The organism is Ornithinimicrobium faecis, assembly GCF_023923225.1.
GTDB lineage: Bacteria > Actinomycetota > Actinomycetes > Actinomycetales > Dermatophilaceae > Ornithinicoccus > Ornithinicoccus faecis.
In genome coordinates, this window is sequence record NZ_CP099489.1 from 296,251 (window position 1) to 323,004 (window position 26,754).

The window sequence follows — 26,754 nt, forward strand, 5'->3', positions numbered from 1 at the left end:
GTCGCCTCACTTCTGGTTCGGGGCAGGCGTCTGTCGCAGATCCGCCGCCTGCTGGCGACCAAGCATGCCACGATCTCGGCGGCGGCCGACCCCCCGACCCGCCCCGGCGACTCACCCCAAGGGCCCTTCGGTGACCTCTAGAGTGACGTCTATGGCACGCGGTCAGGCAGTCGAGCAGGGGGCACCCGCCACCGACCTCGTCGTGGCCTATGCCTTCGCGCCCCACGTCGACACAGCAGCGATCGTCGCGGCCAAGAGGGTGCGTGCGGCCGGTCGCCCGGTCGACGTCCTGCAGAACGACATGACCGCGCTGCGGGGCACCGACCCCGCCCTGGACCAGATCGCCGGGACCCTGGTGCGGCGTCGGGCCGTCCTGGACACCCCGACGCTGTTCTCGTCCTGGCGGGGCGTGCGCACCTTCGTCGAGGCCGGTCTTGCTCAGGCCCTTGAGTGGGATCAGGACGGACCGGGTTATGAGCGGGTCTACAGCCGGGCCCACTGGGTGCCGAGCCACTTCCTCGCAGCACGACTGAAGACCCTGCGCCCGCACCTGCGCTGGACCGCAGAGTTCTCCGACCCGCTGTCGGTCTATGTCGACGCCAAGGAGCGACACTCCGCTGTCGGCGACGGCCCGTTGCTGGAGGAACTGACCGCAGCGGTCGAGGCCGCTGGCTTCGCGCCGCCCGGGGACAACCTGTTCGCGTGGGTCGAGACGCTGCCCTATGCGCTGGCGGACGAGCTGATCTTCACCAACGAGAACCAGCGCGACCTGATGATCAGCCGCATCACCGACGAGGCGCTCGCGGCGCGCGTCACGGAGCGGGCGGTCGTGGCGCCGCACCCGACCCTGCCCGCGGAGTTTTATCAGCTCGCCGACCCCGAGGAAGAGCTCGACCCGGATCGTCGACACATCGGCTACTTCGGCAACTTCTATGCCAACCGCAGCATGACGAGCGTCGTCGCCGCCCTCAGTGCCCTGCCATCGGACGTGCGCGAGCGCCTGCAGATTGACGTCTACACCGCCAAACCGGAGGCGCTGATGACGGCCCTGCGTGGCCTCAGGCTGCCCGGGGTCGAGGCCGTGCGGGCTCGGCCCTTCGTCAGCTATCTGGACTTCCTGGCGCTCAGCACCCGCATGGACGCGCTGCTCATCAATGACGCGGTCACGCGCAAACTGTTCCCTGCCAACCCGTTTCTGCCGTCCAAGTGGAGCGACTACCGAGGCAGTGGTCGTCCGGTGTGGGGCCTGGTCGAGGCTGGCAGCCCGCTGGCCGCTCAGCCGTTGGACCTCCGCTCACCGGTCCAGCACACGAGCGCTGCCGTCCAGGTGCTCGCTCAGATCGCCTCGGCCTGACGGCTGGGGCCGACGCTCCTGACGGCAGGGGCAGACGCTCTGGGCTCAGGCAGGTCCCTCGCCCAGGATGATCCGGCTCAGGGCCCGGGCGGGGGCGTCGGCGAGAAAGCGCTGCTCGACCTCGCCCCGTGCGGCCTTCGACCCGCGCTGCCACGCCGGCTCGTCGGCGTGCTCCAGGACCCGCTCGACCGCCGAGTCCACACTGTCCACCACCCAGTCCTGCGGGAACAGCCGGCGTGCGCCGTCGAGACGGGCAAAGATCGGCCAGTTGCGCACGACCGGCACGGCCCCCGAGGCAGCACCCTCCACCAGGCCCAGGCCGAACGACTCACGCCGGCTGGTGCTCAGCACGAAGCCGGCCGACCGCAGGTGCGGTGTGATCTCCGAGGTGGGGGACACAAACTCCACCCCGCCACAGACGTCCGGTTCGGTCAGTCGGGCACGGAACGCCTCGGCATACTGCACACCAGAGGTGACGGCTGAGGGCAGGAAGTCTGAGCCAACCAGCACCAGCGTCCACTGCGGGTCGTGCTGCCGCAGCCGACTCAGGACCTCCAGCGCCCACAGCGGGTCCTTGACCGGCTGTGCCCACCCGATGACGAGCAGTCGCCGCAGGTGGCCAGGAGTCTTGTCGGTCGGGATGCGGGCGGGGTCAACGGCATTGGCCACCACGTGCACGGTGGTGCTGGACAGCCGGTCGCCGAGCAGACGCTGGACGACATCGCGCAGGTGCTCGCTGACGAGGACCAGGTCGTCGACCCGCGACCAGTCGATGAGGTGGATCCAGGGGGAGAGGGCGTCCATGCTGTGGATCCGCAACGTGACGTGCACCCCGGCCGGCACCTGCATCAGGGCCACGCAGGCTCCGCGGTCGGCCCAATCGATGAACACCGCATCGGCCCCGTCGAACAACGCGGCCAACTCGGGGTCGGGCACGTCCTCGCCCATCGCCTGGCGCAGCCGGGCCTCGACCGGCTCCAGCCGGATGCCCAGTCCCGTGACCTGGGTGCTGCGTCCTGCCCAGGTGTGCTCCACGACCTCCGTGCCCGGACGCGCCCGCAACTCCTCCACGACCTGGGCCGAGAACCGCGGATAAGAGCCGCGCAGTGCGATCACCCGCCGCGGTTGCTGCTCGCCCTGCGGCTGCTCCTCGCCATGCGGCTGCTCTTCGCCCTGCGGGTGGGGAGTCGGTGGGTGGGGAGCCGCTGAGTGCGGAGCCGGTGGGCGGGGCACGGGCCGGGCCAGGGCCTGCCCGACCCGGGAGTCGCGCCAGGCCTGCAGATAACTGTCCGGGTCCTCCACCAGCGGAGTGGTCAGCTTGTCCGCATGCAGCTCAACGTGGAAGAGCAGCCCCAGAGCCAGGGTGGTCAGGGTGGCTGCGCGCTCCAGGTCGGTCTCCAGCAGAGAGTCGATCGCGGGCAACAGCGCCGCTGCGCTGTCGCGCAGATCCGGGTGCTCCCGGCCTGCAGCGGAGGTGTGGACATAGGCGAAGACGGCCTGCCGCCGCGCCAGCTCCACCCAGTCCGCCTGCCCCAGCTGGAGGTAGGGGAGCAGCCGCAGCGCCTCCCGGTGGTGACCAGCCCGGGCGACCCCGGCCAGGAAGGTGGTGAACTCCTCCTGTACCTCGTCCGGAGCCGGTGGCTGCAACAGCGTGACCCGGTCGGCCAGGTCATCAGCGAACTCGGCGGTGCGCACCCCTGCGCGAGACGCTGCTCGGAAGTCCTGCCAGATCAGGCCAAGCCCCGCCCAGCCACGCAGGTCCTTGTGCGGGACCCGGACGCTGCGGCCCTCGATGACGTCCTGGAGGGCCTCCTTGGCCTGGTCTCCGAAGGCGATGACCCCGTCGGCCCAGTCCAGCAGACGCAACACCGCTGGATCGAGCCGGCTGGCGTCGACCAGGTTGGTCCGATCCCCTCGCCAGTGCTCGCGAGGGGTCGAGATCAGTTGGCGCACCCCTGCGGTCGAGCGCACGAGACCGGGGCGGATGCGCCGCTGGGCCAGGAAGTCCAGTTGACCGTCGGGGTCACCCTCAAGCCAGACCAGAACCACCTGGTGTCCCGCCCAGGTCAGACCTCGCAGATGGTGGCGCACCCGGGTGAACTCTGCGGCGTTGTGGGCCAGCGCGACGAGGTGCTGGGGCTCGGTCGTGGACAGCACGTCACCGTCCACCGGCGGTGGAGTCAGGGTCGGTGTGCTGTCGGCTGCTGCCACGACGAGAGTGTAGCCAGTGCGTCCGCTGGTCAGCCCGTGCGCTAGGCCGGTGCGGTGGGGCGAATCGAGCGGGACCGGCCGCGGAACTCGGCCACCACAGCAGCGTCGACGGCGCGGGTGACGGTGACGTCGGTGATCCCGTTGCGCCCGTAGGCCACCCGCTCGACCGCAGTGGCCACGAGGGTGTCCCCGAGGCGTGCGGCGGTGATGAAGGAGATGTCGCACGTCGCCGCGACGGTGGGCGAGCCGCCGGCATTGCAGGCCAGCGCGAAGGCCGAGTCGGCCAACGTGAAGATCAGGCCACCGTGGCAGATGTCGTGCCCATTGACCATGGTGTCCGTGACGATCATGGACACGGTCGCGGCTCCGTGGCCCTCGCTGTGCGTGACCTCCAGACAGTCCATGCCGAGCGCGGCCGAGGCGCGATCCTGCGCCCACATCGTGTGCACATGTGTCAGGTCCACGGGGGCACCCTATCGGTGCTGATCCGCAGCGGCGGCCGTGTCAGGATCGGGGCCATGAGTCGGGGCAGGAGCATCATGTTGGTCGTGGGCGGGGCCATCTTCGTGGCCCTTGGTGTGCTGATCTGGGTCGTTGACCCCTCCAGTCGACCGGTGGCCGTCGCCGCGATCCTCTTCTTCGGAGCCTGTCTTGCGGTGGGTCTCCTCGAGCTCCTGGGCGGTCGGCTCTCCCCGGTGGCGCGTGCCCGGGTGATGGGTGTGATCGCCATGCTGATGGGTGTGGGATGCGCTGCCCTCGGCGTGGTCGCCTGGAACGATCACAACGCCTTCAACCGTGGCCCGTGGCAGCTCAGCGTCGGCGTCGGGGCGGTCGGGCTGATCTTCTTCGGCCTCGGTGGACTGCTGCTGTTCATCCGCGGCGGCCGACCCTTCGGCGTCGACCGCGACGGCTTCCGCCGCTGAGCCCGACCTGCGCCCGCACCACTGTCAGACCTGCTCCTCCAGGGCCGGGCTCACGCGATAGCGCCCGCCGGGGAAGGCCGCGTCCAGCGCACGCAACTGCTCCACGATGGTGGCTGCACCGATCTCGGCGAGCCACTCGTGTGGCCCCTTGGGATAGTTCGTGCCGAGCTTCATCGCCGTGTCCACGTCCTCGGCGGTTGCCTCCCCGCGACGCACCAGGTCGACCCCCTCGTTGACCAGCATCGCGATGGTGCGCGCCACCGGGTCGGTCTCGATCGGCCCGCCGACCAACTCCCGGGCCCGGCCCTCGTCGGGGGTGACGCCGACGGGCTGCCCACCCTCGGCATACTCAAAATATCCGTGCCCCGTCTTGCGCCCGAGCCGGCCCGCCTCGACCAGCTCGCGCTGCACGGCCACCGGCTCATAGCGCGGATCGCGGTCGGTCTGGTGCCACACGGAGTTGCCGACAGCGAAGTTGACGTCCTGACCGATCAGATCGGTGAGCTCGAACGGCCCCATCCGGAAGCCGCCGAGCTCGCGCAGCGCAAAGTCGAGCGTCGCGGCGTCGGCCACCTCTGCCTCGAGCAGGCGTTGGGACTCGCCATAGAACGGGCGGGCGACGCGGTTGACGATGAACCCGGGCGTGGAGGTGCACAGGACGGGGGTCTTGCCCCAGCTCTCCATCAGGGCCTGCGCGTCTCGCAGGATCTCCGGTGCGCTCTGGGTCGTGCGGACGACCTCCACGAGCTTCATCAGCGGCGGCGGGTTGAAAAAGTGCAGTCCGATCACCCGCTCCGGGTGCGCCAGGTCCGCGGCGATGGCCCCGATGTCCAGGCTGGAGGTGTTGGTGGCCAGCACGGTCGACTCGTCCTGCTCGTCGTCCAGCGTGCCGAAGATCTCGTGCTTGACGGCCAGTTTCTCCACGACGGCCTCGATGACCAGGCCGACCGGGGGCAACTCCCTGAGGTCACCGTCGGCAGCTGGCCCGATGATGACCCGCTCGAGGATGCCGGCGCTCTCGTCGCTCGTCAGCTTCCCCTTGTCGACCAGGCGGGTCAGGGTCGCGGCCAGTTTCTCCCGCGCGGCGGCAGCGGCACCCTCGGCGGCATCCACCAGGTGCACCTCGTGCCCGGCCTGCGCCGCGACCTGCGCGATCCCGACCCCCATGGCCCCGGCCCCGACAACGGCAACAACGGTCTCGTCTGTGAGTGGCATGCGACTCATCGTGCCATCCGTCCCCTCACCCAGACCGGGCGCGTGGCTGGCTGGTCTGAGGGGCGACCGAGCGCGTGGGCGCCTGGTCTGAACCCCGACTGGGCGCGTGGCTGGCTGGTCTGAGGGGCGACCGAGCGCGTGGTTGGCTGGTCAGCCCTGGGCGCGGGCGCGCAGTTCCTTGAGCAGCGGCAGATCAGGATGGCCGACCTCGCGGGAACCCGGTGTCTCCAGGACGAACGGCACGCCGTCGGTTCCTGGGTGGGCGAACAGCTCCTCGAACGCGCCCTCGCCGATGTGGCCCTGCCCGATGTTCTGGTGCCGGTCCTTGAACGCACCGCGCACGTCCATCGAGTCGTTGGCGTGGATCAATCGCAGTCGTCCAGGTCCACCGATCTCGGCGATCCGGTAGACGGCGGCCGTGGCCCCACCGGGCTCGTCCAGCGGCTCGCCCGCGGCGAAGACGTGGCAGGTGTCCAGGCAGATGCCCGCCTTCGGGTGGAAGTCCAGGGCCGCGAGGTAGTCGTGCAGGTCCTCGACCCCCGCACACAGCGAGCGCCCCTGCCCAGCTGTTGGCTCGAGCAGCAGCCACGGCGCGGACTCGTCGTCGAGCGTTTCCAGAATCGGCAGCAGCCCCTCGCGCACCTGCCGCACCGCCGCCTCGAACAGTCCTGGATCACCGCTGGCATCGACGAAGGACCCGGTGTGCACCACCACGCCCTCGCACCCGGTCTGCGCAGCGCGCAGGAGGTTGTGTGCCACGGTCTGGACGGACTTCTCATAGGTCGCGGCCGTTGGGCTGCCCAGGTTGACCAGGTAAGGCGAGTGGATGAAGGCTCGCATCCCTCGCTCGGTCAGGGCCTTCGAGAAGGCTGCGTCGTCGGCTGGCTTGCCTGCGCTCAGCGCCCAGCCACGCGGGTTGCCGACGAAAATCTGGAGGGTCTCGGCGCCCATCTCCAGGGCAGTGGTCAGAGCACCCGCGACGAGCCCCTTGCCGACGGGCACATGGCTGCCGATGGGGTTGCGGACGGCGGGATCGGTATGCGGAGTGGCTGGCACAGCGGGAAGGTTACGTGGGCTGCGGGTGGGCCGACCAACCCGACTGCGTGCTCGCGACAAAGGTTGTTACCCGTCGCCGAACAGATCTGCTCGTATGTCGTCACGGGTGAACTCGATGAGGTCACCCACCCTGGCTTGCCAGAGCCGCTCGTCCTCACGTTGCACGTCACTGGTCGCCCTCAGGCTGGCGTGCAGAGCGGACATCAGTTCGGCCACCCGCGTGCGACCCGTGGGAGCCAGGGGATAACGAAGCAACACCGCAACCAGGGCGGACGTGGCCCGTTGCCGAGCTCGTCCGATGGCATCATCACCGACTTGCGCGCTTCCGCCCGCGTTGAGCTCAAGGGCACGCGCGGCGTGAGCTGAAGCCCGCAGGATGTGACCGACCTGGGTCGCCTGGGCGAGCGGGTGCAGATAGGCAGCGGCCGCGGCGTCGCCCGCCGCGCGAGCTGCGTGTGCTGCCGCTGCATCGATGACCTCACGGGCCGCGCGGTGAGCGTCCGTGCTGGTGGTGCGCTGGAGGTTGCTGCGCGGGGCGCCCTCCGCGAAGCTGCGCGCGGCATCGATCGCGGCCCGTGGCCTCGCGTCGTCAGGCTGCGCGGTCTCGAAGATCTCCAGGACCTCCTCGGCGCTCGCCAGCGCGAAGCCGACGACGACTCGGAGCTCGTCCGTGCTCAGGGCGAAGTCGCCGGTCGAGGTGCTCATCCCATCATTCTGCCGACCCCAGTTCATCAGGCGAGGCCAGTTAGGGTGGTTGGGTGACTGAGACAGCCCCCGGAGCAGCCCTCCTGCAGACCCATGGCGAGGTGCTCGACACGGCCACGAACGCCCTGGCCACCCGCGAGTACTACAGCCGCTATCCCGAGTCCCCGTCCCCGCGGGTCTATGGCGAGAACGCGGCCCAGGACGGACTGGCCGCCTTCGAGCAAGCCCGCAACTCCGCATACTCCCCGCTCGCAGACCAGCCGACCACCGGCGAGGAGGTCGGCGTCGAGGTCTCGCCCTATGGCCCGCCGCTGGGAGTGCGCTATCCCGAGCTCGATGTGACGGAGGCCGTGGCCGCAGCGCAGGCTGCGATCCCGGCGTGGCGCGATGCCGGCGCCCGCACCCGCGCCGCCGTCTGCGTCGAGATCATCGAGGCGATCAACAAGCGCAGTCACGAGATGGCTAACGCAGTCATGCACACGTCGGGGCAGCCGTTCGTGATGTCCTTCCAGGCCGGTGGGCCGCACGCCCAGGATCGGGCCCTGGAGGCCGTCGCCGCCGCGCTCGTGGAGCAGGAGCGTGTCCCCGCCTCCGTGACCTGGGAGAAGCCGACCAAGGGCGACCCGATCCGGATGCTGAAGGACTATCGCGTCATCCCGCGCGGGCTGGCCCTGGTGATCGGCTGCAACACCTTCCCGACGTGGAACGCCTATCCCGGGCTGTTTGCCTCGCTCGCCACCGGCAACCCGGTCATCGTCAAGCCGCACCCGCAGGCCGTGCTGCCGCTGGCGATCACGGTCTCGATCGCCCGGGACGTGCTGGCCGAGGCCGGCTTCGACAAGGCCCTGGTGCAACTGGCGGCCGAGGGCGAGCCGGTCGAGGGGCAGGACGGGTTGGCCAAGACCCTGGCCCTGCACCCGGCGGTCCGGATCATCGACTACACCGGCGGTCCTGGCTTCGGCGGCTGGCTGGAGCGCGAGGCCGCTGCGGAGGGCAAGCTCGTCTACACCGAGAAGGCCGGGCTCAACACGGTCGTCGTCGACTCGACCGACAACCTCAAGGGGATGCTGGGCAACCTGGCCTTCTCGTTCTCGCTCTACTCCGGCCAGATGTGCACGGCGCCGCAGAACGTCTACGTCCCGGCCGGGGGTGTGGCCACCGATGAGGGTCAGCTGACGCACGAGCAGTTCGCCGAGAAACTCGCCAGGGCCATCACCGCCTTCAACTCCGACGACGCCCGAGCAGTCGAGATCCTCGGTGCCACAGTCAATCCCGACGTCCGGTCCCGGGCCACTGACGTGCCGGGCCTGGCAGAGCGGCTCGGCGGCGAGGTGATCCTCGATGCCCGGCCGGTCACCCACCCCACCTACCCCGATGCGGTGGTGCGCGTCCCCGCCCTGGTCGGGGTCGACGCCGCCAACCTCCCGGCATACAGCCAGGAGTGCTTCGGCCCGGTCGCCTTCGTGATCCGCACCGAGGACACGGCCAGCTCGCTGGACCTGCTGCGGACCACGGTGCGTGAGCACGGCGCGATGACCGCCTCCGTCTATTCCACCGACGAGCAGGTGCTCGAGGACGCCCGCGAGGCCGCCGCCGACGCGGGAGTTGCCCTGTCGGAGAACCTGACCGGGCAGATCTTCGTCAACCAGACTGCCGCCTTCAGCGACTTCCACGGCACGGGCGCGAACCCCGCGGCCAACGCGGCCTACACCGACGCGGCATTCGTGGCCAACCGCTTCCGCGTGATCACCAGCAGGCGTCATGTCTAACCTCGGTCTGGGCCGCGCCGTGACCCGGGCGACCCGGTCGGCGATGCAGCAGCGCCGTCGGGAGGCCAACCAGGACTGGCGCTCTCGTGACCGCAACTCGGCCCTGACCTATCACGCACGCGGCTCCGCCCTGAACCGCAAGGTCTTCCAGGTGGTGGCCTTTGCCGAGGCGTTCACCTGGCTGGGTCTGCTGATCGGCATGTACTTCAAGTACTTCACCGACGTCGGCGAGGTCGGGGTGCAGATCTTTGGTCCCCTCCACGGCGCGATGTTCATCATCTACATCCTCGTGACGTTCGCGACCAAGAGCGTCTTCGGGTGGAACGCGAAGGTGCTGCTGCTGGCCCTGGTCGCTGCAGTCCCGCCGTTCATGACGGTGGTCTTCGAGCAGTGGGCCCTGCGCAAGGGGCTCCTGGGAGACTTCGACGCACCGCCGGTCCGCGAGGAAGCCTAGCTCTGAGCGTTCGTGCGAGGTTGGCGCATCCGCGGCTGCCGGAGCAGGTGCACGTGCACGCACCCTTCACGCCAGATCGCGGATCCATGTGAAGGACGCGTGCAGTTGAACGGTGACGCGGCGGTGCCGGGGGCCGCAGAGCTCAGTTCGAGCTGAAGGCGATCTCCACCCGACGGTTCTGGGCGCGTCCGGCTGGGTTGTCCGAGCCGTCCGGGTTGGCGTTGGCGGCCACGGGCCGTGACTCGCCCGCGGAGTCGGTGGACATCTCCACGCCCGGCACCACACCGCTGAGCACGTCGGCCACCGCGTCGGCACGCTGCTGGCCCAGATCCTGGTTGAACTCGGTGCTGCCGACCCAGTCCGTGTGGCCGGTCACCGTTGCGGTGGTGACGCCGTTGGTGGCCATCGTCTGGGCGACCTCTGTGATCACGGCCCGGCCCGTGTCGGTGAGCTCGGCGCTGCCGAAGGTGAACAGCACATCAGCCGAGAGGTCCACCCGGGCGGTGCCCTCCAGGTTGCAGGCGGTGTAGCGGCCGACCAGGTCCTGCGGGGACGGCGGGGTGCCCACGATGACCGTCCCGGACCCGTCAACGATGAGGAGGCCCCCGGAGTCGCCCGCGGCTCCGGTCCCGTCGGCCTTGGTCCAGGAATAGTGGTCACCGGTGACGCAGGACGTCGACCCGTCGGCCCCGATGGCCAGGATCCCGCTCGTCTCTGTGATCGCTCCGGACCCGTCTGGGTTGATGCTGGTGACCGCCGTTCCGTCGACGAGCATGCCGCTGCCGTCTGCCTCCAACGCCAGGGTGATCGTGCCGTCCGTGTAGTTGAACGGGACCTCGCCGATGGGGGCGCCGATGTCAGTGGTGAACTGGGTGCCATTGACATAGACGAAGGTCACCCGCGAGCCGTCGACGACGATGCCGCCATCCTCGTCGAGCGTCTCCGTGTGCCCACTGTCGCTGGCCTCCGCGCTGACGTCGGCGGCCGCGAGGGTCTCATCGGCGGTGGGGGCGGCACGCTCGGCCGGCTCCTCTGACGTGCTGGCGGGCGTGGTCCCGGCAGCATCGGTCTCTGCGGCAGCATCGGTCTCGGCGACAGCCTCAGAGGCAGCCGCTGTGGTGGTCTCGGCCGGTGGCTCGGTCTCGGCAGGCTCTCCGGTCTGGGCCGCGGTGGGCTGCTCAGGAGACTCGGAGTTGGCGGCCTGCAGCGGAGCCGCGGCAGGCTCGGCGGTCGGGGCGTCGTCGGCTGCGCCGCACGCCCCCAGGGAGAAGGTCAGGGCGGCCGCGGCAGCGAGCTGAACAGTGGCCTTGCGGGCGTTCGTGGTGCGCATGAGGTGAGCTCCTGTGTCCTGACCCGCTGTTCGGGCCGTTCAGAGTGTATGAGGAGCGCTGCGCCAGAAAAGTTCACGAGATTCTCGACGACTTCCTCGCCGCGTCCCGCGGGCTCACTGCGTGGGCAGTTCCAACCGCGCCAGCAGGGTGTCGAGGTCAGGGGTCTCCTGGCCGCTCGCCTCGATCAGAGCCGTGCCCAGCTGCTCGTGCTCCAGGCCGAAGACGATGGCGGTCCCGCCGTCTGGGCAGTCGCTGAACTCCATGGCCAGCCCCTCCCACGTGCCCTGGTGCAGCACACGGGTCACCGGTCCGACGCAGTCGAGGCGCAGCCGGTCGCTGACCGCGTCCGATGCAGACCGCGTCTCCTTCGTGAAGGCCAGGCTGATCCGGACCCCATCGCCGTCGACCATGGTCCCGGAGGAGTCCTCGGCGCCGGGGACGCTGGCCGCCCCCACGTGCTCCCAGCCCCCCGAGTCCATCGTCAGGGCCAGGGACCCGTCGGGAGTCTCGATCGCTGCGGACGTCTCCCATTGCGTGACCCACCACACCAGAGGAGCGGCGACCAGGACGAGGACGAGTGACGCCCCGACCAGCCACGGTATGCCGCGTGGCCGGCTTCTCGGCTGCCCGCTCGCTTTCGTGCTCGGTTGGCTGGGCGGGGCGGGGGTAGTGGTCGGCAGCATGGGGGACACCTGGGTGATCGCCGCCCCCGTGCTGGTCGGCGGCGTGGTCGCCGCCCCCGTGGTGGCCGCAGCGCGGAGCTCGGCAACGAGGTGCTGTGGGGAGTCGGGCCGCTGGGCAGGCTCGGCGCTGCGCGCCCGGCTGAGCACCTGCTCCTGGGCAGGGGTGAGGTGGCCTCCGAGCAGCTCACTGGCCAGGACACCCAGGGCATAGACGTCGGTGGCCGGCCCGACCTGGTCGCTGACCTCCAGCTGCTCCGGGGCGCGATAGGCGCCCGTGCCTCCCGGCTGGGTCAGCCCGGACGCGAAGCCCAGGTCCTTGGCGAGCCCCAGGTCTCCCACCAGCACCCGCTCGCCGCGCCGCGGGTCGGAGACGAACAGGATGTTCCCGGGCGCCAGGTCGCGGTGCACGATGCCGTGGCGGTGCAGGGTGTCAACCGCATCCGCCAGATCGTGCAGCAGGGCCATCGCGCCCACGGGACCACCGCCCCAGGGGAGCCGGTCCGCGAGAGTCCCGCGATCGGCATACGTCATGGAGAGCCACGGGCGACCGTCGTCCAGCTCACCGATGTCATAGACCCGCACGACGCCGTCGCCGTCGACGCGGCGCAGCAGCCGGGCCTCCGCCAGGAACCGCTCGCGCACGTCGCTGCGCTCGGCCCAGTTGTCGGCCAGCACCTTCACCGCGACCGCGCTGTCCAGGGCAGGGTCGTGGGCGAGCCAGACGCTGGCGAAACCCCCGGTCCCCACCCGCCGGAGCACGTGCAGCCGGCCGAGTCGTTCGGGCAGAGCCATGCGCACATCCTGCCCGATCGGCCCGGTTACGATCGCGACATGCACGAGACGGAGGGCGGCGTCGAGGAGCTGGCCGGGGCAGCGGCGGCGGGGGACGAGGCTGCTTTGGGGGCGCTGTTGGAGCGGATCCGTCCGGAGGTGCTGCGCCGATGCAGTCGCGTGCTGCCCTTCCACGGCGACGCCGAGGACGCCACGCAGGACGCGCTGCTGGCGGTCAGCCGGGGCATTGCCGGGTTCGAGGGGCGCAGCAAGTTCACGACCTGGCTCTATCCGCTGGTCGCGCGCTGCGCGTTCGCGACCTATCGGCGGCTGCGCGACCAGGCGGTGCCCGCCGAGCCGGACTCTCCCCCCATCGACCCGCGCAGGGTCAGCGTGCTGGCCGGCGCCCGGGTCGACGTCGTCGAGGCCCTCGCAGCCTTGCGCGAGGACCGCCCCCACCTGGTCGAGGCGGTGGTCCTGCGGGACCTGATGGGCATGGAGTATGCCGAGGTGTCCGAGCGCCTCGGCGTCCCCCTCGGGACGGTGAAGTCGCGGATCAACCACGGCCGCTCGGCCCTGCGCGACCTGCTGACCGGCCACGGCCAGGGGCACTGACCGGCGCCGTCTCGCAGGGTCTGGTGCGGGTGCGTGTTTGGCCCTACGGTGAGAGGACCCCCACAGCGGTCACGGCGTCAGTGATCCGAAGAGCGGGACACCAGGCCGGGGCCGAGACAAGTGAGCCCCCCATGGCCAGTAATCGCGGCATCGCCTACCTCGAGCCGGGCAAGACCGAGGTCCAGGACATCCCCTATCCCGAGTTCGAGCTCAAGGACGGCCCCGGCGTCAACCCGGACAACGTCGGCCGTCCCGTCCCGCACGGCGCGATCCTCAAGGTCGTCACGACCAACATCTGCGGCTCCGACCAGCACATGGTCCGGGGCCGCACCACTGCGCCCCAGGACCTGATCCTGGGCCACGAGATCACCGGCGAGGTCATCGAGACCGGGCCCGGCGTGGAGTTCATCAAGGAGGGCGACATCTGCTCGGTGCCCTTCAACATCGCCTGCGGCCGCTGCCGCAACTGCAAGGAGCGTGCCACCGGCATCTGCCTCAACGTCAACCCCGACCGGCCCGGCAGTGCCTATGGCTATGTCGACATGGGCGGCTGGGTCGGTGGCCAGGCCGAATACGTCCTGGTGCCGTATGCCGACTGGAACCTGTTGAAGTTCCCGGACCGGGACCAGGCGCTGGCCAAGATCATGGGCCTGACGATGCTCTCGGACATCTTCCCGACGGGTTTCCACGGCGCAGTCTCGGCCGGCACGGAGGTCGGGTCGACGGTGTATGTCGCCGGTGCCGGTCCCGTGGGCCTGGCGGCCGCAGCATCGGCCCAGCTGCTCGGAGCGGCGGTCGTGATCGTCGGTGACCTCAACGAGGAGCGGTTGGCGCAGGCCCGCAGCTTCGGGTGCGAGACGGTCGACGTGTCCAAGGGCCCGGTCCCCGACCAGCTCGAGCAGATCCTCGGGCTGCCCGAGGTCGACTGCGGCGTCGACGCGGTGGGCTTCGAGGCCCGCGGCCACGGTGAGCAGGCCAGCACCGAGCAGCCGGCAGCGGTGCTCAACTCGCTGATGGACGTCACCCGGGCCGGTGGCGGGCTCGGCATCCCCGGCCTCTATGTCACCGGCGACCCCGGCGCCGCCACCGACGCGGCCAAGGAGGGCTCGCTCTCGATCCGGCTCGGCCTGGGCTGGGCCAAGTCGCACTACTTCGTCACCGGCCAGTGCCCGGTGATGAAGTATCACCGCGGTCTGATGCAGGCGATCCTGCACGACAAGGTAGACATCGCCACGGCGGTCAACGCCACGAAGGTGTCCCTGGACGAGGCACCGCAGGCCTATCAGGACTTCGACTCCGGCGTGGCCAAGAAGTATGTGATCGACCCGCACGGCATGGTCAGCTGACTCGCCCAACACGAAACGAGCCCGGCGGGCGGAGGCCAGCGTCTCCGCCCGCCGGGCTGCCCTTCCTCCCCTCGAGCAGATGGTTAGGGTGGCCAGGTGACCTCCCAACCGTCCACCGGGCCCTCGCTGGGCGAGGTCGCCCCCGGGGTGCTCGAGCTCACCTGGTCACCCGGCGCGACCGTGGTCACCGCAGACGTGCTGCCCCTGCTGGAGCAGGCCTTCGCCGACGGGCACCACCGTGTCGAGGCACGGGTGCCGGTGGGAGACCGGGACACCCGCATCGCCCTGCAGCGTGCCGGTCTGCGACCGGAGGGCACTGCCAGAGGCCGCGGTATGCCGAGTGCCGGCGAACCCGTCGACGTCACCCTGCTGGCCCGGTTGGCTTCCGACCCCGAGCCGGGCACCCGGGAGTCCTTCCTCGCCATGCTCAACGCGACCCTGCCCCGGACCCGGGTGATCGCCCAGGGGCTGATCCGCGACGACCAGGGTCGGGTGCTGCTCTGCGAGCTGACCTACAAGGCTGACTGGGACCTGCCCGGGGGTGTCGTGGATCCCCACGAGTCACCCCGGCACGCCCTGGAGCGCGAGGTGTCGGAGGAGCTGGGGCTGGCGTTGCGCGCTGGGCCGTTGCTGGCGGTGAACTGGCTGCCGCCCTATCGGCAGTGGGACGACGCCGTGCTCTTCGTCTTTGACCTCGGGACGGTCCCTGATCTGATCGAGCGTGCTCGGCTGGAGGCCAGTGAGCTGGCCGCAGTGCACTGGGTGACGGCGCACGACGTGGGCTCTCACCTGGCGCCCTATGCCGCCCGCCACCTCACCACGATCCTGGGTGCCGACGCCTCAGCAGGCCCGCTGTTCCTCGAGGATGGCTCACTCGTGACTCACTCTTTCCCCTAGCATGACCTTTTGTGTCCCGCCACCGTCGTGAAGAACAGACCTCGCTGAAGCGTCCGATGGCGATCCTGATCGCCGTCCTTGTCGCTGCGCTCGCGATCTTTGGGGTGGTCCAGGCCCTCGGCGGGGACGAGCCGAGCGACGGCGACGACGCCTCGACGCAGCAGTCCGGCTCTGGCGCAGGTGATGACGAGGCAACGGGAGACGATGTCGGCGCTGATGGTGCTGGCACCACGGCCGACGATGCTGACGCGAACGGCTCCGACGCCGAGGCAGTCACCGGGGGTGCTGCGGACGCAGCCTGCGAGGCCACTCACGAGGTCACGGTGCTGGCGTCCCCGGAGATCGCCCCGGTCGTGAAGGACGTCACCGAGTCCCAGGTCGAGTGCACGACCTACACCGTCGTCAGCCAGCCACCCCTTGAGGTTGCCGCGTCCTTCGCCTCCGGGACTGCACCGGACGCACAGGTGTGGATCCCGAGCTCGCCGGCCTTCGCCGACGCCGTGAGCGAGGCCGGGGCTGCCCTGGAGACGGGCCCGGTGGTGGCCACCTCCCCGGTGGTCCTCGCGGCCGAGCAGTCCGTCTTCGATGAGGTCGCTGGGAGTCTCGCCGAGGAGCCCACCTGGGCGGATCTGGTGACCGCGGAGGTTCCCCTCGTCGTGGGCGATCCCGCGCAGGACCCCGCCACGCTGGCCACGCTGCTGGCGGCACAGGCCGGGCTGGGTGACTCGGATGCGGCTCAGGTCCTCACCCAGAACCTGATGGTCGACCTGGCCCAGAACGCGACCGCGGACCCCGCGGGCGCGGTCGCGACCGGGTTGCCGATCTTTGTGCCCAGCACAGCAGCGCAGGTTGCTGCCTCCGCGGACTCGGACGTCGCTCTCGCGGGGCTGACCCCGCGCGGTGGCGCGGGAGCGTTGTCCTATCCGTTTGTCGTGCTGCCCGGCGCTGCGGGGGAGCCGGGGGTTGCGGAGTTGCAGGAGGCCCTGCTCGGAGCAGACGCCGCTGCCACCTTTGAGTCCGGTGGCTTCACCGCCGGAGACAGCGGGGCCACGCCCACGGACGAGGCAGCGGTGGCGGCACTCACCGAGCAGTGGGGTGCCCTGAACCCCCCGTCGCGGCTGCTGGCCATCATCGACGTGTCCGGATCGATGGACGAGCAGGTCGGCGACACGACCCGGATCGCGATCACCAGCCAGGCAGCCGGGATGGGCCTGGGCATGTTCCCCGACGACAGCGCCGTCGGGCTGTGGGCGTTCTCCACCGACCGCGGCCCGGACGGCGAGGACTATGCCGAGATCCTCCCGGTGCGGCCCCTGACGCAGGATGTCGACGGCCAGACCCAGCGAGAGCTGCTCGAGGAGGCGTCAGCCGGCCTCACGGAGGACTTCACCACCGGTGACACCGGCCTGCACGACACGATCCTGGCGGCCTATCTGCACATGCAGCAGGACTGGGAGCCGGGCTATGTCAGCTCCATCGTGCTGCTCACCGACGGCGTCAACGACGACTCCACCGGCGGACTCAGCGAGGCTGAGCTCATCGCCGAGCTCGAGGATGCTGCGGATCCCGAGCGCGAGGTGCGCCTGATCCTGATCGGCATGGGCCCGGACGTCGACTCCGCAGCGCTCGACCGGGTCGCCACCGCAGTGGGCGGGCAGTCCTTCACCGCCGAGGACCCGCGCGACATCGGTCAGGTCTTCGTGCAGGCCATCGCCGCCCGCCACGGCTGACAGGGAACCACGACCGAGCGCGTGGGCACCAGAAAATAACCACGACCGAGCGCGTGGTCACCTGAGAACAACCACGACCGAGCGCGTGGGCACCTGAGAACAACCACGACCGAGCGCGTGGTCACCTGAGATGTGGAGCCACTGAGCGCACGGCTGGCGAATCCGCCCGTGCGCCGACGCGCTCGGTGCCATGAGATCTCGGGCGCTCACGCGCTCGGTGCCATGAGATCTCGGGCGCTCACGCGCTCGGTGGTACGAAATCTCGGGCGCTCACGCGCTCGGTCGAGGTTGGGGGGTTGGAGGTGGTGGTGGTGTCAGAGGCGGGGGTCGTCGCGGCGGTCGATGACCTCACGCTCGACCACGTCGGGGTTGCGGCGGTCGACGACGTCGCGCTCGACCACGTCGGGTCCGCCGCGGCGCTCCTGGACCACCGTGTGTGCGGTCCGGGTGCGCTGGGCGTTCTGGATGAGGCCCAGGATGATCGCGAGGGCACCGCCGGCGATCAGGATCCAGCCCACGGTGTCGAGGTTGGTGCCGATGTAGTCGGAATCCAGCGTCGTGAACGACATGATCGCTCCGACGACCAACAGGGTGATGCCGAGTCCGATGCCCATGGTGTCTCCCTTCCAGCACGGTCTCTCCGCGCGCAACGACCATTGTGGCCTCGCTCGGCCCGGGTCGCTGCCTGAAACACGCCCTGTCACACCCGGTCGGGACCTACTGAGGCTGGTAGCTGCCGAAAGACCACCCGTTGCCCTCGGGGTCACGCACGGTGCCGCCGCGGCCGCCGTAGTCCTGGTCGAGCATCTCCTGGACCACCGTCGCTCCAGCCGTCACAGCCGCCTCGAACAGCGCATCCGGGTCGTCGGTCACTAGATAGCACGCCGCGGCACCGACGCCCGGGGCACCCACGGAGTCCTCCCGCTCGGAACCGAACATCAGGCCCGCCCCGCCCGGCCACACCCACTCCGCGTGCACCACGGTGGTGGGGTCGTGCTCATCGCGATAGGTCGCGTGCTCGACGAAGCCGAGGGCGGTCAGCCAGGTCATCATGAGGTCGGCATCGCGCACCGTCAGGGTCTGCCAGTGGTGGATCTGTGCTGCTGCAGTCATCACGTGCTCCAAAGGTCGTGGTTGTCGTGGACCCCTAGCGTGACTGGGTCAGGACCTGTGGGTCTTGCACGAATGGGAACTCCTCGCGGGCCCACTGGGTCGGGGTGCAGCCCGCGAGGGCGGACCACTCGCGCGTGAGGTGAGCCTGATCGGCATAGCCACTGGTCGCCGCGACGTCGGCAAGGGTCTCGCTCCTGGTCACGATGGCCCGCTGCCAGTGCCGCAGGCTGGTCTGAAAGCGCGCCAGGCGCTGGAACTGCTTGGGCGTCACGCCGCACTCGGCCCGCACCAGGGTGCCCAGGTGTCGTCGGCTGAAGCCGGTCTCGCGCGCAACCGTCGCGACCGCAGAGCCACCCGACAACCGGGCCAGAGCGTGCCCCACCTCAGCCCGCGGGCCGGGGGCTCCCGTGGCAGCCAGGGCCTCCATGAGCCGTCGGCTGACCAGGCGCGCACCGTCGGCGGCCGAGGCCACGGCGGACAACTCCTCGGGCAGGTGGCGCAGCGCTGGTGGCAGATCACCGGAGAGCTCCTCGAGGTGGCAGAGCTGCCCGGCGAGAGCCCCGATCGGCAGGCCGGTGAGGGCGCGGGTGCCCAGGACGGTCAGTTGCAGTTGTATGCCGACCTGCCGGCGGCCGTGGTGGATGTGCGCCGGGGCAGTGTGGAGACCGCTGATGATGGACCACTCGGTCCGTCGGGAGGCGGGGTCGTCAGCCCACGACACGTCGACCGGCTCCTGGAGGGGGAGGACGAGGGTGAGCGTCGAGGAGGGCAGTCCCCGGTGGGTGCCCGGGGATGGGGTCGTGACGTCATAGGCCGACAGCGAGTCGACATAGGGTCGCAGGGCCGGAGCCACCATGGGTCCACGGTAGCCCCGACCCCGTGGTCAGAGGCGCGGATTGTCTCCGCTCGTGCGGTCGATCACGTCGCGCGTGCGACTCTCGGTGACATTGGGCCCGCGACGCTCGACGATGGGCCCGCCGTGGTCGCGCACGTCATAGGAGTGGTGCTCGATCGGAGCGTCCACCTCGCCCTCGACCTCGCCGGGCCGGGCTGAGTGGTGGGGTCGCAGCCGAGCGATGATCAGCCACACTGCGATCAACGCCCCTGCCAGCACCAGCACGACGCTCAGCGCCAGGAAGATCTCCAGCCACAACGCCATGTCGTCACCCCCTCAGCCCCGATCTTCCTCCCCGGACTCCTTTCGGGCCACTGCTTTTCAGGCCATCGCTTTTCAGGACACTAGGGCGCCGTCAGTCCCTGCCGTCGGGCAGCACGGCGTTGAGGATCATCGAGATGATCGTGATGATCAGCGCACCCAGCACGGCATCCCACCAGAACGCCTCGACATAAAAGCCCAGGTCAAACCAACCGGCGACCCACGAGGTCAGCCACAGCATGATCGCGTTGAGGATGAAGGTGAACAGCCCGAGGGTCAGCAGCATGACCGGCAGCGACAGCACGAACAGGATTGGCTTGATCACCGCGTTGAGCACACCGAAGATCAGGCCGACCGCGGCGATGGTCAGCACGAAGGCGGTGGTGTCAGAGTTGTCCTCGAACACGATGCCGTCGAGGATCCGCGAGGTGATCCACAGAGCCACGGCGTTGACGATGACCTTGATGAGGAACGACATGGGTCCATCGTCGCATCAGGTCCTGTCAAGGGGCTGGAACAGCGCCGTATGCCGAGTGGTCAGCCGGGCGGACGGGTCCACCGTCTAGTCTCGGTCCCATGAACGATGGTGTCCGTCTCCGCAAGACGCTCGAGGGTGTCCCCGCCTACAAGCCGGGCAAGCCGGCCGCTCCGGTCGAGGGTCTGACCGCCTACAAGATCTCCTCGAACGAGAACCCGTATCCGCCGCTGCCGTCCGTCGTGGAGGTCGTGGCCGAGGCCGCGACGAACATGAACCGTTATCCGGACATGGCCGTCACCCGGCTGACCGAGGCGCTGGCGGAGCGGTGGGACGTGCCGAAGACGCACATCGCCACCGGCACGGGCAGTGTGGGTGTGCTCGCATCGCTGATCAACATCACCTGTGAGCCGGGGGATGAGGTCATCTACGCATGGCGCTCCTTTGAGGCCTATCCCATCGTCGTCGCGCTGGCCGGGGCAGCCTCGGTCCAGGTGCCGGTCACCGACACTGCTGAGCACGACCTGTCGGCGATGGCGGCTGCCGTGACCGACCAGACGCGTCTGGTCCTGGTCTGCACGCCCAACAACCCGACCGGACCGCACGTCACGGACGCCACGCTGCGCGAGTTCCTGGGTCAGGTGCCCAGCGATGTGCTCGTGGTGATCGATGAGGCCTATCTGGAGTTCAACACCGCGCAGGACGCCCCGGACTCGCTGGCGCTCTATCGCGAGTTCCCCAACGTTGCCGTGCTGCGCACCTTCTCCAAGGCCTACGGCCTGGCCGGGTTGCGTGTTGGCTATTGCATCGCCCAGGAGGACGTGGCGACGGCTCTGCGCAAGGCGGCCACGCCGTTCGGGGTGTCCGACCTCGCCGAGCGCGCCGCGGTGGCCAGCCTCGCGGCATACGACGAGCTGGATGTACGGGTCCAGGCCTTGGTCCTGGAGCGGCAGCGGGTGTTGGCCGCGCTGCGTGAGCAGGGTTGGCCGGTCCCCGACACCGAGGCCAACTTTGTGTGGATGCCCCTGGGCGAGGACTCCGCCGCCTTCGCCGCAGCGTGCCAGGAGCACGGGCTGACCGTGCGGCCGTTCCCCGGCGACGGGGTGCGCTGCTCGATCGGTGAGAGCGAGGCCAACGAGCGGCTCCTCGAGGTCGCGCAGGCCTTCCGCAACCGCTGACACCCCACGGGCCACACCACCTGCGAGCCCGCCACCTGCGAGCCCGCCACCTGCGAGCCCGCCACCGCCGCGCCCTACCCACGGACCCAGCCCCACCAGTGCACCCGCGCATCCAGCCCTACCAGCGCACCCCACCGGGCATTTCAGACAGGCAAAGTCACCCTCCGCGGGACTGGCCGATGCTCTGACCTGCAGCGATGCAAAAGCGTCGGTGACATTGCCTGTCCGGGTGCACGCCTTCGAACCCTGGTGCGGGCGTGAGACGGGGCGGGGTTGGAGGCGGGCGGTGCCTGACGTGGTCGGGCGTGGGGCGGGTCGGACGTGGTCAGGAGCCAAACAGGGCGTCGTAGACCTTCTCGAAACGCTGGAAGCGCTCGGTGTAGTAGGGCCGCCGACCCAGATCGGGCGTGAGGGTCTTGCCCTGGTCGGGGTCGGCCCGCTCCACCTCGGGGGCGAGGGTCTCCAGCGCCAACAGGGCGGTGCCGTGCAGCGTCGAGCGCTTGATGGTCACGGGCGTGACGGGGGTGCGCATGGCGTCGGCCATGACCTGGAGCAGCTCGGGCCGGCTGGTGGTGACGCTGCCGCCGCAGTGGAGCTTCTCCGGCTGGGGCGCGACCGTGCGCAGCTGCGAGGCGATCCGCGCATAGGACAGCGCGATCCCCTCAACCACTCCGCGATAGACCTCGACGGGTGCGGAGCCGGCGCCGACACCGGTGAACACGGCGCGCGCGTCCGAGGCCCAGCCGGTGCTGCGCTCGCCGGTGAAGAACGGCAGCACCAGTGGGGTGATCCGGTGTGGCTCGGCGGTCAGGGCCTCCGACAGCTCGTCGTCGTCGACGTGGTCGGTCCGCAGGCTCACGTCCGCCCAGGCCAGCGCCCGGCCGACGTCGTTGAGGGCACCGCCGAGCAGCGCCCGGTCGTGGGAGACGCGATAGCACCAGAGCCCGGGCGGCAGCTCATCGGGCATGGTGCGCACCAGCACCCGCAGGGCCCCGGAGGTGGCGCAGGAGGCGCCGATCGTCGTCTCGTCGTGCGCACCGAGCCCGACGTTGGCGGCCAGCCCGTCGGCGACCGTCGCAAACCACGAGGCCCCCTCGAGCACCGGCCACTTCTTGGCGATCCTGGCCGCGCGCTTGGCGGAGATCGTGAGCGGCTGGTCGAGGTGGTGGATGGGGGGCAGTTGGTCGAGGCGAATGCCGGACAGCTCGACAATCTCGGGAGCCCAGTCCGCCGTATGCCGATCCACCAGTCCGGTCCAGGCCGCAGCCGAGGTGCCGGTCGCCAGGGTCCCGGTCAGGGCGCGTTGGACATAGTCGCCGAGCGACAGGTAGTGCGCGGCGGCCGCCGTCACCTCCGGCTGCTCGTCGACGAGCCAGCGCAGCCGCGCCGGCCAGTAACTGCCGTGGACGCGGGTGCCGGTCTGCTGCTGCAGCTCCTCCTCGCTGATCTCCTCGCGCAGGGCGTCCACCCACGGACCGCAGCGCCCGTCGGCATAGGTGTAGCAGGGCGTCAGCGGCGCCCCCTTGGCGTCCACGGCCACCAGGGACGAGGCGAAGGTGTCCAGGGCGACACCGGCCACCGGGTGGTCATCGAGGGCGTCCGTCAGGTCGTCGATGATTGTCCTGAGCTCGTCCACCACCTGGTCGGGGTCGATCTGTGAGGTGCCGTCCGAGGCGGTGGTGAAACTGTGGGCCACCTTGGCGCGCTTGCCGATTGGCCGTCCGTGGGCGTCATAGACCAGGCCGCGGCTCGCCGTGGAGCCGACGTCCAGGGCCAGCACCAACGGCGGGACGGCATCCTTGAGGTCGATCTCGAAGTCCGAGGACATGACTCCAGTATGGCTTCGCACGGGGGCTCCGCCCCCGTGTCCCCCCGAACCGCGACAACTCGCACGGGGGCTCCGCATGCCCGCCGTGTGCCCAAGGTCACCTGACCAGTTTGCCGGCCCCTCCGCATACTCCGGTCTGCAGTGCTCGCGCGCTGCGGTAGCGTGGGGGCGACCCTGCAACAGGCCGTGGCGCTTGCCGCGCCAGGCCCCATGAAGGAGCAAGAACCAGTGAGCGACGACGTCGTCGCGCCGGTGGACACCGCCGCGCCCGCGACCCACGAACCCCCCGCGAGGGACATCACCGACGGTGGACCCGAGATGGTCCAGTTCCTCGATGCCGAGGGCAACCGGGTCCCGGTGACCGAGGCCAACTCCGCCTACGCCGAGTTCATCCAGGACGTTGACGGTGAGGAGTTGCGTGCCCTCTATCGCGACCTGGTGCTGGTGCGTCGGGTCGACGCGGAGGGGCACGCGCTGCAGCGTCAGGGAGAGCTTGGTCTGTGGCCCTCACTGCTGGGGCAGGAGGCCGCTCAGGTCGGGGCCGGCCGGGCGATGCGTGCCCAGGACTATGCCTTCCCGGGCTATCGCGAGCATGGTGTCGCGTGGTGCAAGGGCGTGGACCCGGTCAACCTGCTGGGCATGTTCCGCGGCGTCAACCACGGTGGCTGGGACTCGAATGAGAACAACTTCCACCTCTACACGATCGTCATCGGCAACCAGATGCTGCACGCGGCCGGTTATGCGCTGGGTGTGCAGAAGGACGGGCTGGTCGGCTCGGGCGACGCCGATCGCGACACGGCCGTGATGGCTTTCACGGGTGATGGTGGCACCGCGCAGGGTGACTACAACGAGGCGCTCGTGTTTGCCTCGGTGGCGCACTCGCCGGTCGTCTTCTTTGTGCAGAACAACCACTGGGCCATCTCGGAGCCCAACGAGAAGCAGTTCGTCATCCCGCCGTATCAGCGGGCTCGCGGCTTCGGCATCCCCGGCGTGCGGGTCGACGGCAACGACGTGCTCGCCACCTTGGCCGTCACGCGTGCCGCGCTGGACCGGGCACGCTCGGGGCAGGGCCCGACCCTGATCGAGGCCTTCACCTACCGGATGGGTGCGCACACCACCTCCGATGACCCGACCAAATATCGCATCGCGGCCGAGGTCGACATCTGGAAGAAGAAGGACCCGATCGACCGGTTGCGCAAGCACCTGGTCGCGCAGGGCCTGGCCGATGACGAGTGGTTGGCCGAGCTCGAGGCCGAGGCGGATGAGTTGGCGCTGCGGATCCGCACCGCCTGCCAGCAGATGCCGAATCCTCCGCACGAGGACATGTTCGAGAACGTCTACGTCGATCCGCACCCGCTGGTGGAGCGTGAGCGCGACGAGTTCGTGGCCTACCAGGCCAGCTTCGAGGAGGACTAATGGCCAGCGCGCCGCAGAAGATGACGATCGCCAAGGCCCTCAACGCTGGCATGCGCGCCGCGATGGAGGCCGACCCCAAGGTCGTGCTGCTCGGTGAGGACATCGGCAAGCTCGGCGGGGTCTTCCGGATCACCGAGGGCCTGCAGAAGGACTTCGGTGAGGACCGCGTCCTGGACACCCCGTTGGCCGAGTCCGGGATCATGGGCACGGCTGTCGGGCTCGCGCTGCGCGGCTATCGTCCCGTGGTCGAGATCCAGTTCGACGGCTTCGTCTATCCGGCCTTTGACCAGATCATCAGCCAGGTCGCCAAGATGCACTACCGCTCTCAGGGTCACCTGAAGCTGCCGATGGTCATCCGGATCCCGTATGGCGGTGGCATCGGTGCCGTCGAGCACCACAGCGAGTCCAACGAGGCCTATTTCGCGCACACCGCTGGTCTGCGGGTGGTGACCTCGTCGACGCCCGAGGACGCCTACTGGATGATCCAGCAGGCCATTGCCAGTGACGATCCGGTCGTCTTCTACGAGCCCAAGCGGCGCTATCACGAGCGCGGCGAGGTCGAGTTGGGCGACAGTGCGCCACTGGCCCTGAATGACGCGGTCGTGCGCGCCGAGGGCAGCGACCTGACGCTGGTGACCTATGGCCCGATGGTCAAGACCGCGCTGATCGCCGCTCAGGCCGCCGAGGCAGAGGGCACCTCCGTGGAGGTCGTCGACCTGCGCTCACTGTCCCCGCTGGACCGTCCGACGATCCTGGACTCGGTCGTCAAGACCGGTCGGGCGATCGTTGTCCACGAGGCCCAGACCTTCCTGGGCATGGGCGCTGAGGTGGCTGCCCTGATCCAGCAGGAGGCGTTCTATCACCTGGAGGCGCCGGTCCTGCGGGTCGGTGGCTACAACATTCCTTACCCGCCCAGCCGGCACGAGGAGGTCTTCCTCCCCGACATCGACCGCATCCTCGACGCGGTCGACCGCTCGCTGGCCTACTGAGTGCCTGGCACTCTCGATCACCTGACCATCTGACCCGCTCGCTCGCCTAGGAGACCGCAGTGCCACAGTTCAACCTCCCAGACCCCGGTGAGGGCCTCGTCGAGGCCGATATCGTCACCTGGAAGGTCAAGGTCGGCGACGAGGTCAAGGTCAACGACATCGTCGTCGAGATCGAGACGGCCAAATCGCTGGTCGAGTTGCCCATCCCGTGGGCCGGCACGGTCGCCGAGATCCTGGTCGAGGAGGGCGCCACCGTCGAGGTCGGTGACCCGATCATCGTGATCGACACCGGTGACGAGACGCCCGCAGGCGGCGCAGACACTGGCGCGGCCGTCGAGCCCGGCACGCTGGCTGCACCCGGTGAGGCCGCTCCCGCCGAGCCGGCACGCGAGGCGAACCTCGTCGGCTATGGCCCGACCGCCTCGGCCACTGCCCGCCGCCCGCGCAAGCGTGGCGGTGCCGTGACGCCGGCCGCCGAGCCGGTGCAGACCCCGGCGCCCGCCCCAGCAACGCCGGTTGCTCCTGCTGAGGCAGCCGCACCGGCCGCGGCAGCCGCTCCGGCCGTGGCAGAGGCTGGTGGCAAGGCACTGGCGAAGCCGCCGGTCCGCAAGTACGCCAAGGACAAGGGTGTCGACCTGTCCGCGATCACCCCGACCCGCGAGGACGGGGTCATCACCCGCGCTGACGTGGACGCCCACCTGTCCGGTGGCTCCCCGGCTGCGGCAGCACCCGTGGCTGCGGAGCCCGCCACCGTCGCCGGTGACTCGGCGGCCGCAGCCAGCACGACGGCATACGTCGCTCCTGTTTTTGACCGCTCGGGTGAGCGCGAGACCCGCACGCCCGTCAAGGGCGTGCGCAAGATGACCGCCCAGGCCATGGTCGGCTCGGCGTTCACCGCACCGCACGTCACCGAGTTCATCACCGTCGACGTCAGCGCCACGATGGAGCTGGTCGAGCGACTCAAGAACGACCGTGAGTTCCGCGGTGCACGGGTCAACCCGATGCTGCTGCTCGCCAAGGCACTGTGCCTGGCGGTCAAGCGCAACCCCGGCATGATCGCGGTGTGGGACGAGGCCACCCAGGAGATCGTCCAGAAGAACTACGTCAACCTCGGCATTGCCGCCGCCACCCCGCGCGGGCTGATGGTGCCGAACATCAAGGACGCGGACCTGATGGACCTGCGCCAGCTCGCCGACGCGATGAGCAACCTGGTCGAGACCGCCCGGGCCGGACGCACCCAGCCGGCCGAGATGTCTGGCGGGTCGATCACGATCACCAACGTGGGCGTTTTTGGCGTCGACACCGGCACCCCGATCATCAACCCGGGTGAGTCCGCGATCGTCGCCTTCGGTGCCGTTCGCCGCCAGCCCTGGGTTGTCACCGCCGCCGACGGGACCGAGGAGATCGTGCCGCGCTGGATCACCCAGCTCGCGGTCTCCTTCGACCACCGCGTCATCGACGGCGAGCTCGGCTCCAAGTTCCTCGCCGACCTGGCCGCGATCATGGAGGACCCCGCCAAGGCCCTCGTCTGGGGCTGAC

The 26,754-nt window shown here is 69.8% G+C and carries 25 protein-coding genes; 12 read left to right on the plus strand and 13 right to left on the minus strand.

All coding sequences use genetic code 11. The annotated features are described in order from the left end of the window. Positions 1–151: 151 nt before the first annotated feature. Entirely contained in the window at positions 152–1,354 is a 1,203-nt protein-coding gene (locus NF556_RS01290) for a glycosyltransferase family protein (protein ID WP_252593702.1), read from the plus strand. Between the two features lie 45 nt (positions 1,355–1,399). On the opposite strand, the gene NF556_RS01295 is transcribed toward NF556_RS01290, so the two are convergent. Beyond that, positions 1,400–3,565, minus strand: coding sequence for a glycosyltransferase family 4 protein (locus NF556_RS01295; protein ID WP_252593703.1), 2,166 nt, complete (start codon positions 3,563–3,565; stop codon positions 1,400–1,402). Positions 3,566–3,606: 41 nt separating this feature from the next. Continuing rightward, the gene (gene paaI, locus NF556_RS01300) at positions 3,607–4,029 is read right to left on the minus strand and encodes a hydroxyphenylacetyl-CoA thioesterase PaaI (RefSeq protein WP_252593704.1); all 423 of its coding nucleotides are present in this window, start codon (positions 4,027–4,029) and stop codon (positions 3,607–3,609) included. 54 nt (positions 4,030–4,083) lie between these two features. Between paaI and NF556_RS01305 the strand changes: the two genes are divergently transcribed. Further along, positions 4,084–4,488, plus strand: coding sequence for a hypothetical protein (locus tag NF556_RS01305; RefSeq protein WP_252593705.1), 405 nt, complete (start codon positions 4,084–4,086; stop codon positions 4,486–4,488). Between the two features lie 24 nt (positions 4,489–4,512). Here NF556_RS01305 and NF556_RS01310 read toward each other — a convergent pair whose 3' ends face one another. The 3 genes from NF556_RS01310 to NF556_RS01320 all read right to left on the minus strand — a co-directional run bounded on the left by NF556_RS01310 (position 4,513) and on the right by NF556_RS01320 (position 7,464). After that, positions 4,513–5,703 carry a 3-hydroxyacyl-CoA dehydrogenase NAD-binding domain-containing protein gene (locus NF556_RS01310; protein ID WP_252593706.1) on the minus strand — a complete coding sequence of 397 codons (1,191 nt, stop codon included), beginning with the start codon at positions 5,701–5,703 and terminating at the stop codon, positions 4,513–4,515. A gap of 150 nt (positions 5,704–5,853) precedes the next feature. Then, complete coding sequence (locus NF556_RS01315) at positions 5,854–6,759, minus strand: deoxyribonuclease IV (RefSeq protein WP_252593707.1); 906 nt, start codon at positions 6,757–6,759, stop codon at positions 5,854–5,856. Between the two features lie 66 nt (positions 6,760–6,825). Then, complete coding sequence (locus NF556_RS01320) at positions 6,826–7,464, minus strand: putative immunity protein (RefSeq protein ID WP_252593708.1); 639 nt, start codon at positions 7,462–7,464, stop codon at positions 6,826–6,828. 53 nt (positions 7,465–7,517) lie between these two features. Here NF556_RS01320 and paaN point away from each other — a divergent pair, with 53 nt between their 5' ends. Next, on the plus strand, positions 7,518–9,233 hold the full coding sequence (gene paaN / locus NF556_RS01325) for a phenylacetic acid degradation protein PaaN (protein WP_252593709.1): 1,716 nt from the start codon (positions 7,518–7,520) through the stop codon (positions 9,231–9,233). After that, complete coding sequence (locus NF556_RS01330) at positions 9,226–9,687, plus strand: DUF3817 domain-containing protein (protein WP_252593710.1); 462 nt, start codon at positions 9,226–9,228, stop codon at positions 9,685–9,687. The genes paaN and NF556_RS01330 overlap by 8 nt, the downstream gene beginning before the upstream one ends. 142 nt (positions 9,688–9,829) lie before the next feature. Here the strand turns inward: NF556_RS01330 and NF556_RS01335 are convergent, their stop codons facing one another. Both NF556_RS01335 and NF556_RS01340 read right to left on the minus strand, forming a co-directional pair. Then, entirely contained in the window at positions 9,830–11,017 is a 1,188-nt protein-coding gene (locus NF556_RS01335) for an OmpA family protein (protein WP_252593711.1), read from the minus strand. A 114-nt stretch (positions 11,018–11,131) separates the two neighbouring features. After that, positions 11,132–12,493 (minus strand): serine/threonine-protein kinase, encoded by a 1,362-nt coding sequence (locus NF556_RS01340; protein WP_252593712.1) that lies wholly within the window; start codon positions 12,491–12,493, stop codon positions 11,132–11,134. Between the two features lie 39 nt (positions 12,494–12,532). Between NF556_RS01340 and NF556_RS01345 the strand changes: the two genes are divergently transcribed. From NF556_RS01345 to NF556_RS01360, 4 genes are all read left to right on the plus strand, one after another. After that, a complete protein-coding gene (locus tag NF556_RS01345; RefSeq protein ID WP_252593713.1) occupies positions 12,533–13,087 on the plus strand; it encodes an RNA polymerase sigma factor in 555 nt (184 codons plus the stop codon). A 131-nt stretch (positions 13,088–13,218) separates the two neighbouring features. After that, positions 13,219–14,433, plus strand: a complete 1,215-nt coding sequence (gene fdhA, locus NF556_RS01350) for a formaldehyde dehydrogenase, glutathione-independent (RefSeq protein WP_252593714.1) — start codon at positions 13,219–13,221, stop codon at positions 14,431–14,433. Positions 14,434–14,529: 96 nt separating this feature from the next. Further along, positions 14,530–15,330 carry an NUDIX hydrolase gene (locus tag NF556_RS01355; RefSeq protein ID WP_252593715.1) on the plus strand — a complete coding sequence of 267 codons (801 nt, stop codon included), beginning with the start codon at positions 14,530–14,532 and terminating at the stop codon, positions 15,328–15,330. A gap of 11 nt (positions 15,331–15,341) precedes the next feature. Continuing rightward, positions 15,342–17,060, plus strand: a complete 1,719-nt coding sequence (locus tag NF556_RS01360; protein WP_252593716.1) for a substrate-binding and VWA domain-containing protein — start codon at positions 15,342–15,344, stop codon at positions 17,058–17,060. Between the two features lie 314 nt (positions 17,061–17,374). Here the strand turns inward: NF556_RS01360 and NF556_RS01365 are convergent, their stop codons facing one another. The 5 genes from NF556_RS01365 to NF556_RS01385 all read right to left on the minus strand — a co-directional run bounded on the left by NF556_RS01365 (position 17,375) and on the right by NF556_RS01385 (position 19,807). Next, entirely contained in the window at positions 17,375–17,674 is a 300-nt protein-coding gene (locus NF556_RS01365; protein ID WP_252593717.1) for a DUF6458 family protein, read from the minus strand. A 103-nt stretch (positions 17,675–17,777) separates the two neighbouring features. After that, positions 17,778–18,173, minus strand: a complete 396-nt coding sequence (locus NF556_RS01370) for a VOC family protein (RefSeq protein WP_252593718.1) — start codon at positions 18,171–18,173, stop codon at positions 17,778–17,780. Between the two features lie 34 nt (positions 18,174–18,207). Beyond that, entirely contained in the window at positions 18,208–19,029 is an 822-nt protein-coding gene (locus tag NF556_RS01375; protein WP_252593719.1) for a helix-turn-helix domain-containing protein, read from the minus strand. 27 nt (positions 19,030–19,056) lie between these two features. Beyond that, positions 19,057–19,332: a hypothetical protein gene (locus NF556_RS01380; RefSeq protein ID WP_252593720.1), complete on the minus strand. Its 276-nt coding sequence runs from the start codon at positions 19,330–19,332 to the stop codon at positions 19,057–19,059. 91 nt (positions 19,333–19,423) lie between these two features. Further along, complete coding sequence (locus NF556_RS01385; protein ID WP_252593721.1) at positions 19,424–19,807, minus strand: phage holin family protein; 384 nt, start codon at positions 19,805–19,807, stop codon at positions 19,424–19,426. 98 nt (positions 19,808–19,905) lie between these two features. Between NF556_RS01385 and hisC the strand changes: the two genes are divergently transcribed. Further along, positions 19,906–20,982: a histidinol-phosphate transaminase gene (gene hisC / locus NF556_RS01390; protein WP_252593722.1), complete on the plus strand. Its 1,077-nt coding sequence runs from the start codon at positions 19,906–19,908 to the stop codon at positions 20,980–20,982. A 325-nt stretch (positions 20,983–21,307) separates the two neighbouring features. Here hisC and NF556_RS01395 read toward each other — a convergent pair whose 3' ends face one another. Beyond that, entirely contained in the window at positions 21,308–22,810 is a 1,503-nt protein-coding gene (locus tag NF556_RS01395) for a gluconokinase (protein WP_252593723.1), read from the minus strand. Between the two features lie 228 nt (positions 22,811–23,038). On the opposite strand from NF556_RS01395, the gene pdhA reads away from it, so the two are divergent. From pdhA to NF556_RS01410, 3 genes are read left to right on the plus strand one after another with little or no spacing between them, the layout of a single operon-like run. After that, on the plus strand, positions 23,039–24,226 hold the full coding sequence (gene pdhA, locus NF556_RS01400) for a pyruvate dehydrogenase (acetyl-transferring) E1 component subunit alpha (RefSeq protein ID WP_252593724.1): 1,188 nt from the start codon (positions 23,039–23,041) through the stop codon (positions 24,224–24,226). After that, the gene (locus tag NF556_RS01405; RefSeq protein WP_252593725.1) at positions 24,226–25,215 is read left to right on the plus strand and encodes an alpha-ketoacid dehydrogenase subunit beta; all 990 of its coding nucleotides are present in this window, start codon (positions 24,226–24,228) and stop codon (positions 25,213–25,215) included. The genes pdhA and NF556_RS01405 overlap by 1 nt, the downstream gene beginning before the upstream one ends. Positions 25,216–25,274: 59 nt before the next feature. Next, entirely contained in the window at positions 25,275–26,753 is a 1,479-nt protein-coding gene (locus NF556_RS01410; RefSeq protein ID WP_252593726.1) for a dihydrolipoamide acetyltransferase family protein, read from the plus strand. Position 26,754 lies beyond the last annotated feature (1 nt).

Bases quoted from the DNA above. Each gene is read 5' to 3' on its own strand.
- NF556_RS01375 (WP_252593719.1), bottom strand. From the start codon at position 19,029: ATGGTGGCTCCGGCCCTGCGACCCTATGTCGACTCGCTGTCGGCCTAT.
- NF556_RS01405 (WP_252593725.1), top strand. From the start codon at position 24,226: ATGGCCAGCGCGCCGCAGAAGATGACGATCGCCAAGGCCCTCAACGCT.
- NF556_RS01290 (WP_252593702.1), top strand. From the start codon at position 152: ATGGCACGCGGTCAGGCAGTCGAGCAGGGGGCACCCGCCACCGACCTC.
- NF556_RS01345 (WP_252593713.1), top strand. From the start codon at position 12,533: ATGCACGAGACGGAGGGCGGCGTCGAGGAGCTGGCCGGGGCAGCGGCG.
- NF556_RS01380 (WP_252593720.1), bottom strand. From the start codon at position 19,332: ATGGCGTTGTGGCTGGAGATCTTCCTGGCGCTGAGCGTCGTGCTGGTG.
- NF556_RS01395 (WP_252593723.1), bottom strand. From the start codon at position 22,810: ATGTCCTCGGACTTCGAGATCGACCTCAAGGATGCCGTCCCGCCGTTG.
- NF556_RS01335 (WP_252593711.1), bottom strand. From the start codon at position 11,017: ATGCGCACCACGAACGCCCGCAAGGCCACTGTTCAGCTCGCTGCCGCG.
- NF556_RS01385 (WP_252593721.1), bottom strand. From the start codon at position 19,807: ATGTCGTTCCTCATCAAGGTCATCGTCAACGCCGTGGCTCTGTGGATC.
- NF556_RS01310 (WP_252593706.1), bottom strand. From the start codon at position 5,703: ATGCCACTCACAGACGAGACCGTTGTTGCCGTTGTCGGGGCCGGGGCC.
- NF556_RS01340 (WP_252593712.1), bottom strand. From the start codon at position 12,493: ATGGCTCTGCCCGAACGACTCGGCCGGCTGCACGTGCTCCGGCGGGTG.
- NF556_RS01320 (WP_252593708.1), bottom strand. From the start codon at position 7,464: ATGAGCACCTCGACCGGCGACTTCGCCCTGAGCACGGACGAGCTCCGA.
- NF556_RS01305 (WP_252593705.1), top strand. From the start codon at position 4,084: ATGAGTCGGGGCAGGAGCATCATGTTGGTCGTGGGCGGGGCCATCTTC.
- fdhA (WP_252593714.1), top strand. From the start codon at position 13,219: ATGGCCAGTAATCGCGGCATCGCCTACCTCGAGCCGGGCAAGACCGAG.
- hisC (WP_252593722.1), top strand. From the start codon at position 19,906: ATGAACGATGGTGTCCGTCTCCGCAAGACGCTCGAGGGTGTCCCCGCC.
- NF556_RS01370 (WP_252593718.1), bottom strand. From the start codon at position 18,173: ATGACTGCAGCAGCACAGATCCACCACTGGCAGACCCTGACGGTGCGC.
- NF556_RS01330 (WP_252593710.1), top strand. From the start codon at position 9,226: ATGTCTAACCTCGGTCTGGGCCGCGCCGTGACCCGGGCGACCCGGTCG.
- NF556_RS01365 (WP_252593717.1), bottom strand. From the start codon at position 17,674: ATGGGCATCGGACTCGGCATCACCCTGTTGGTCGTCGGAGCGATCATG.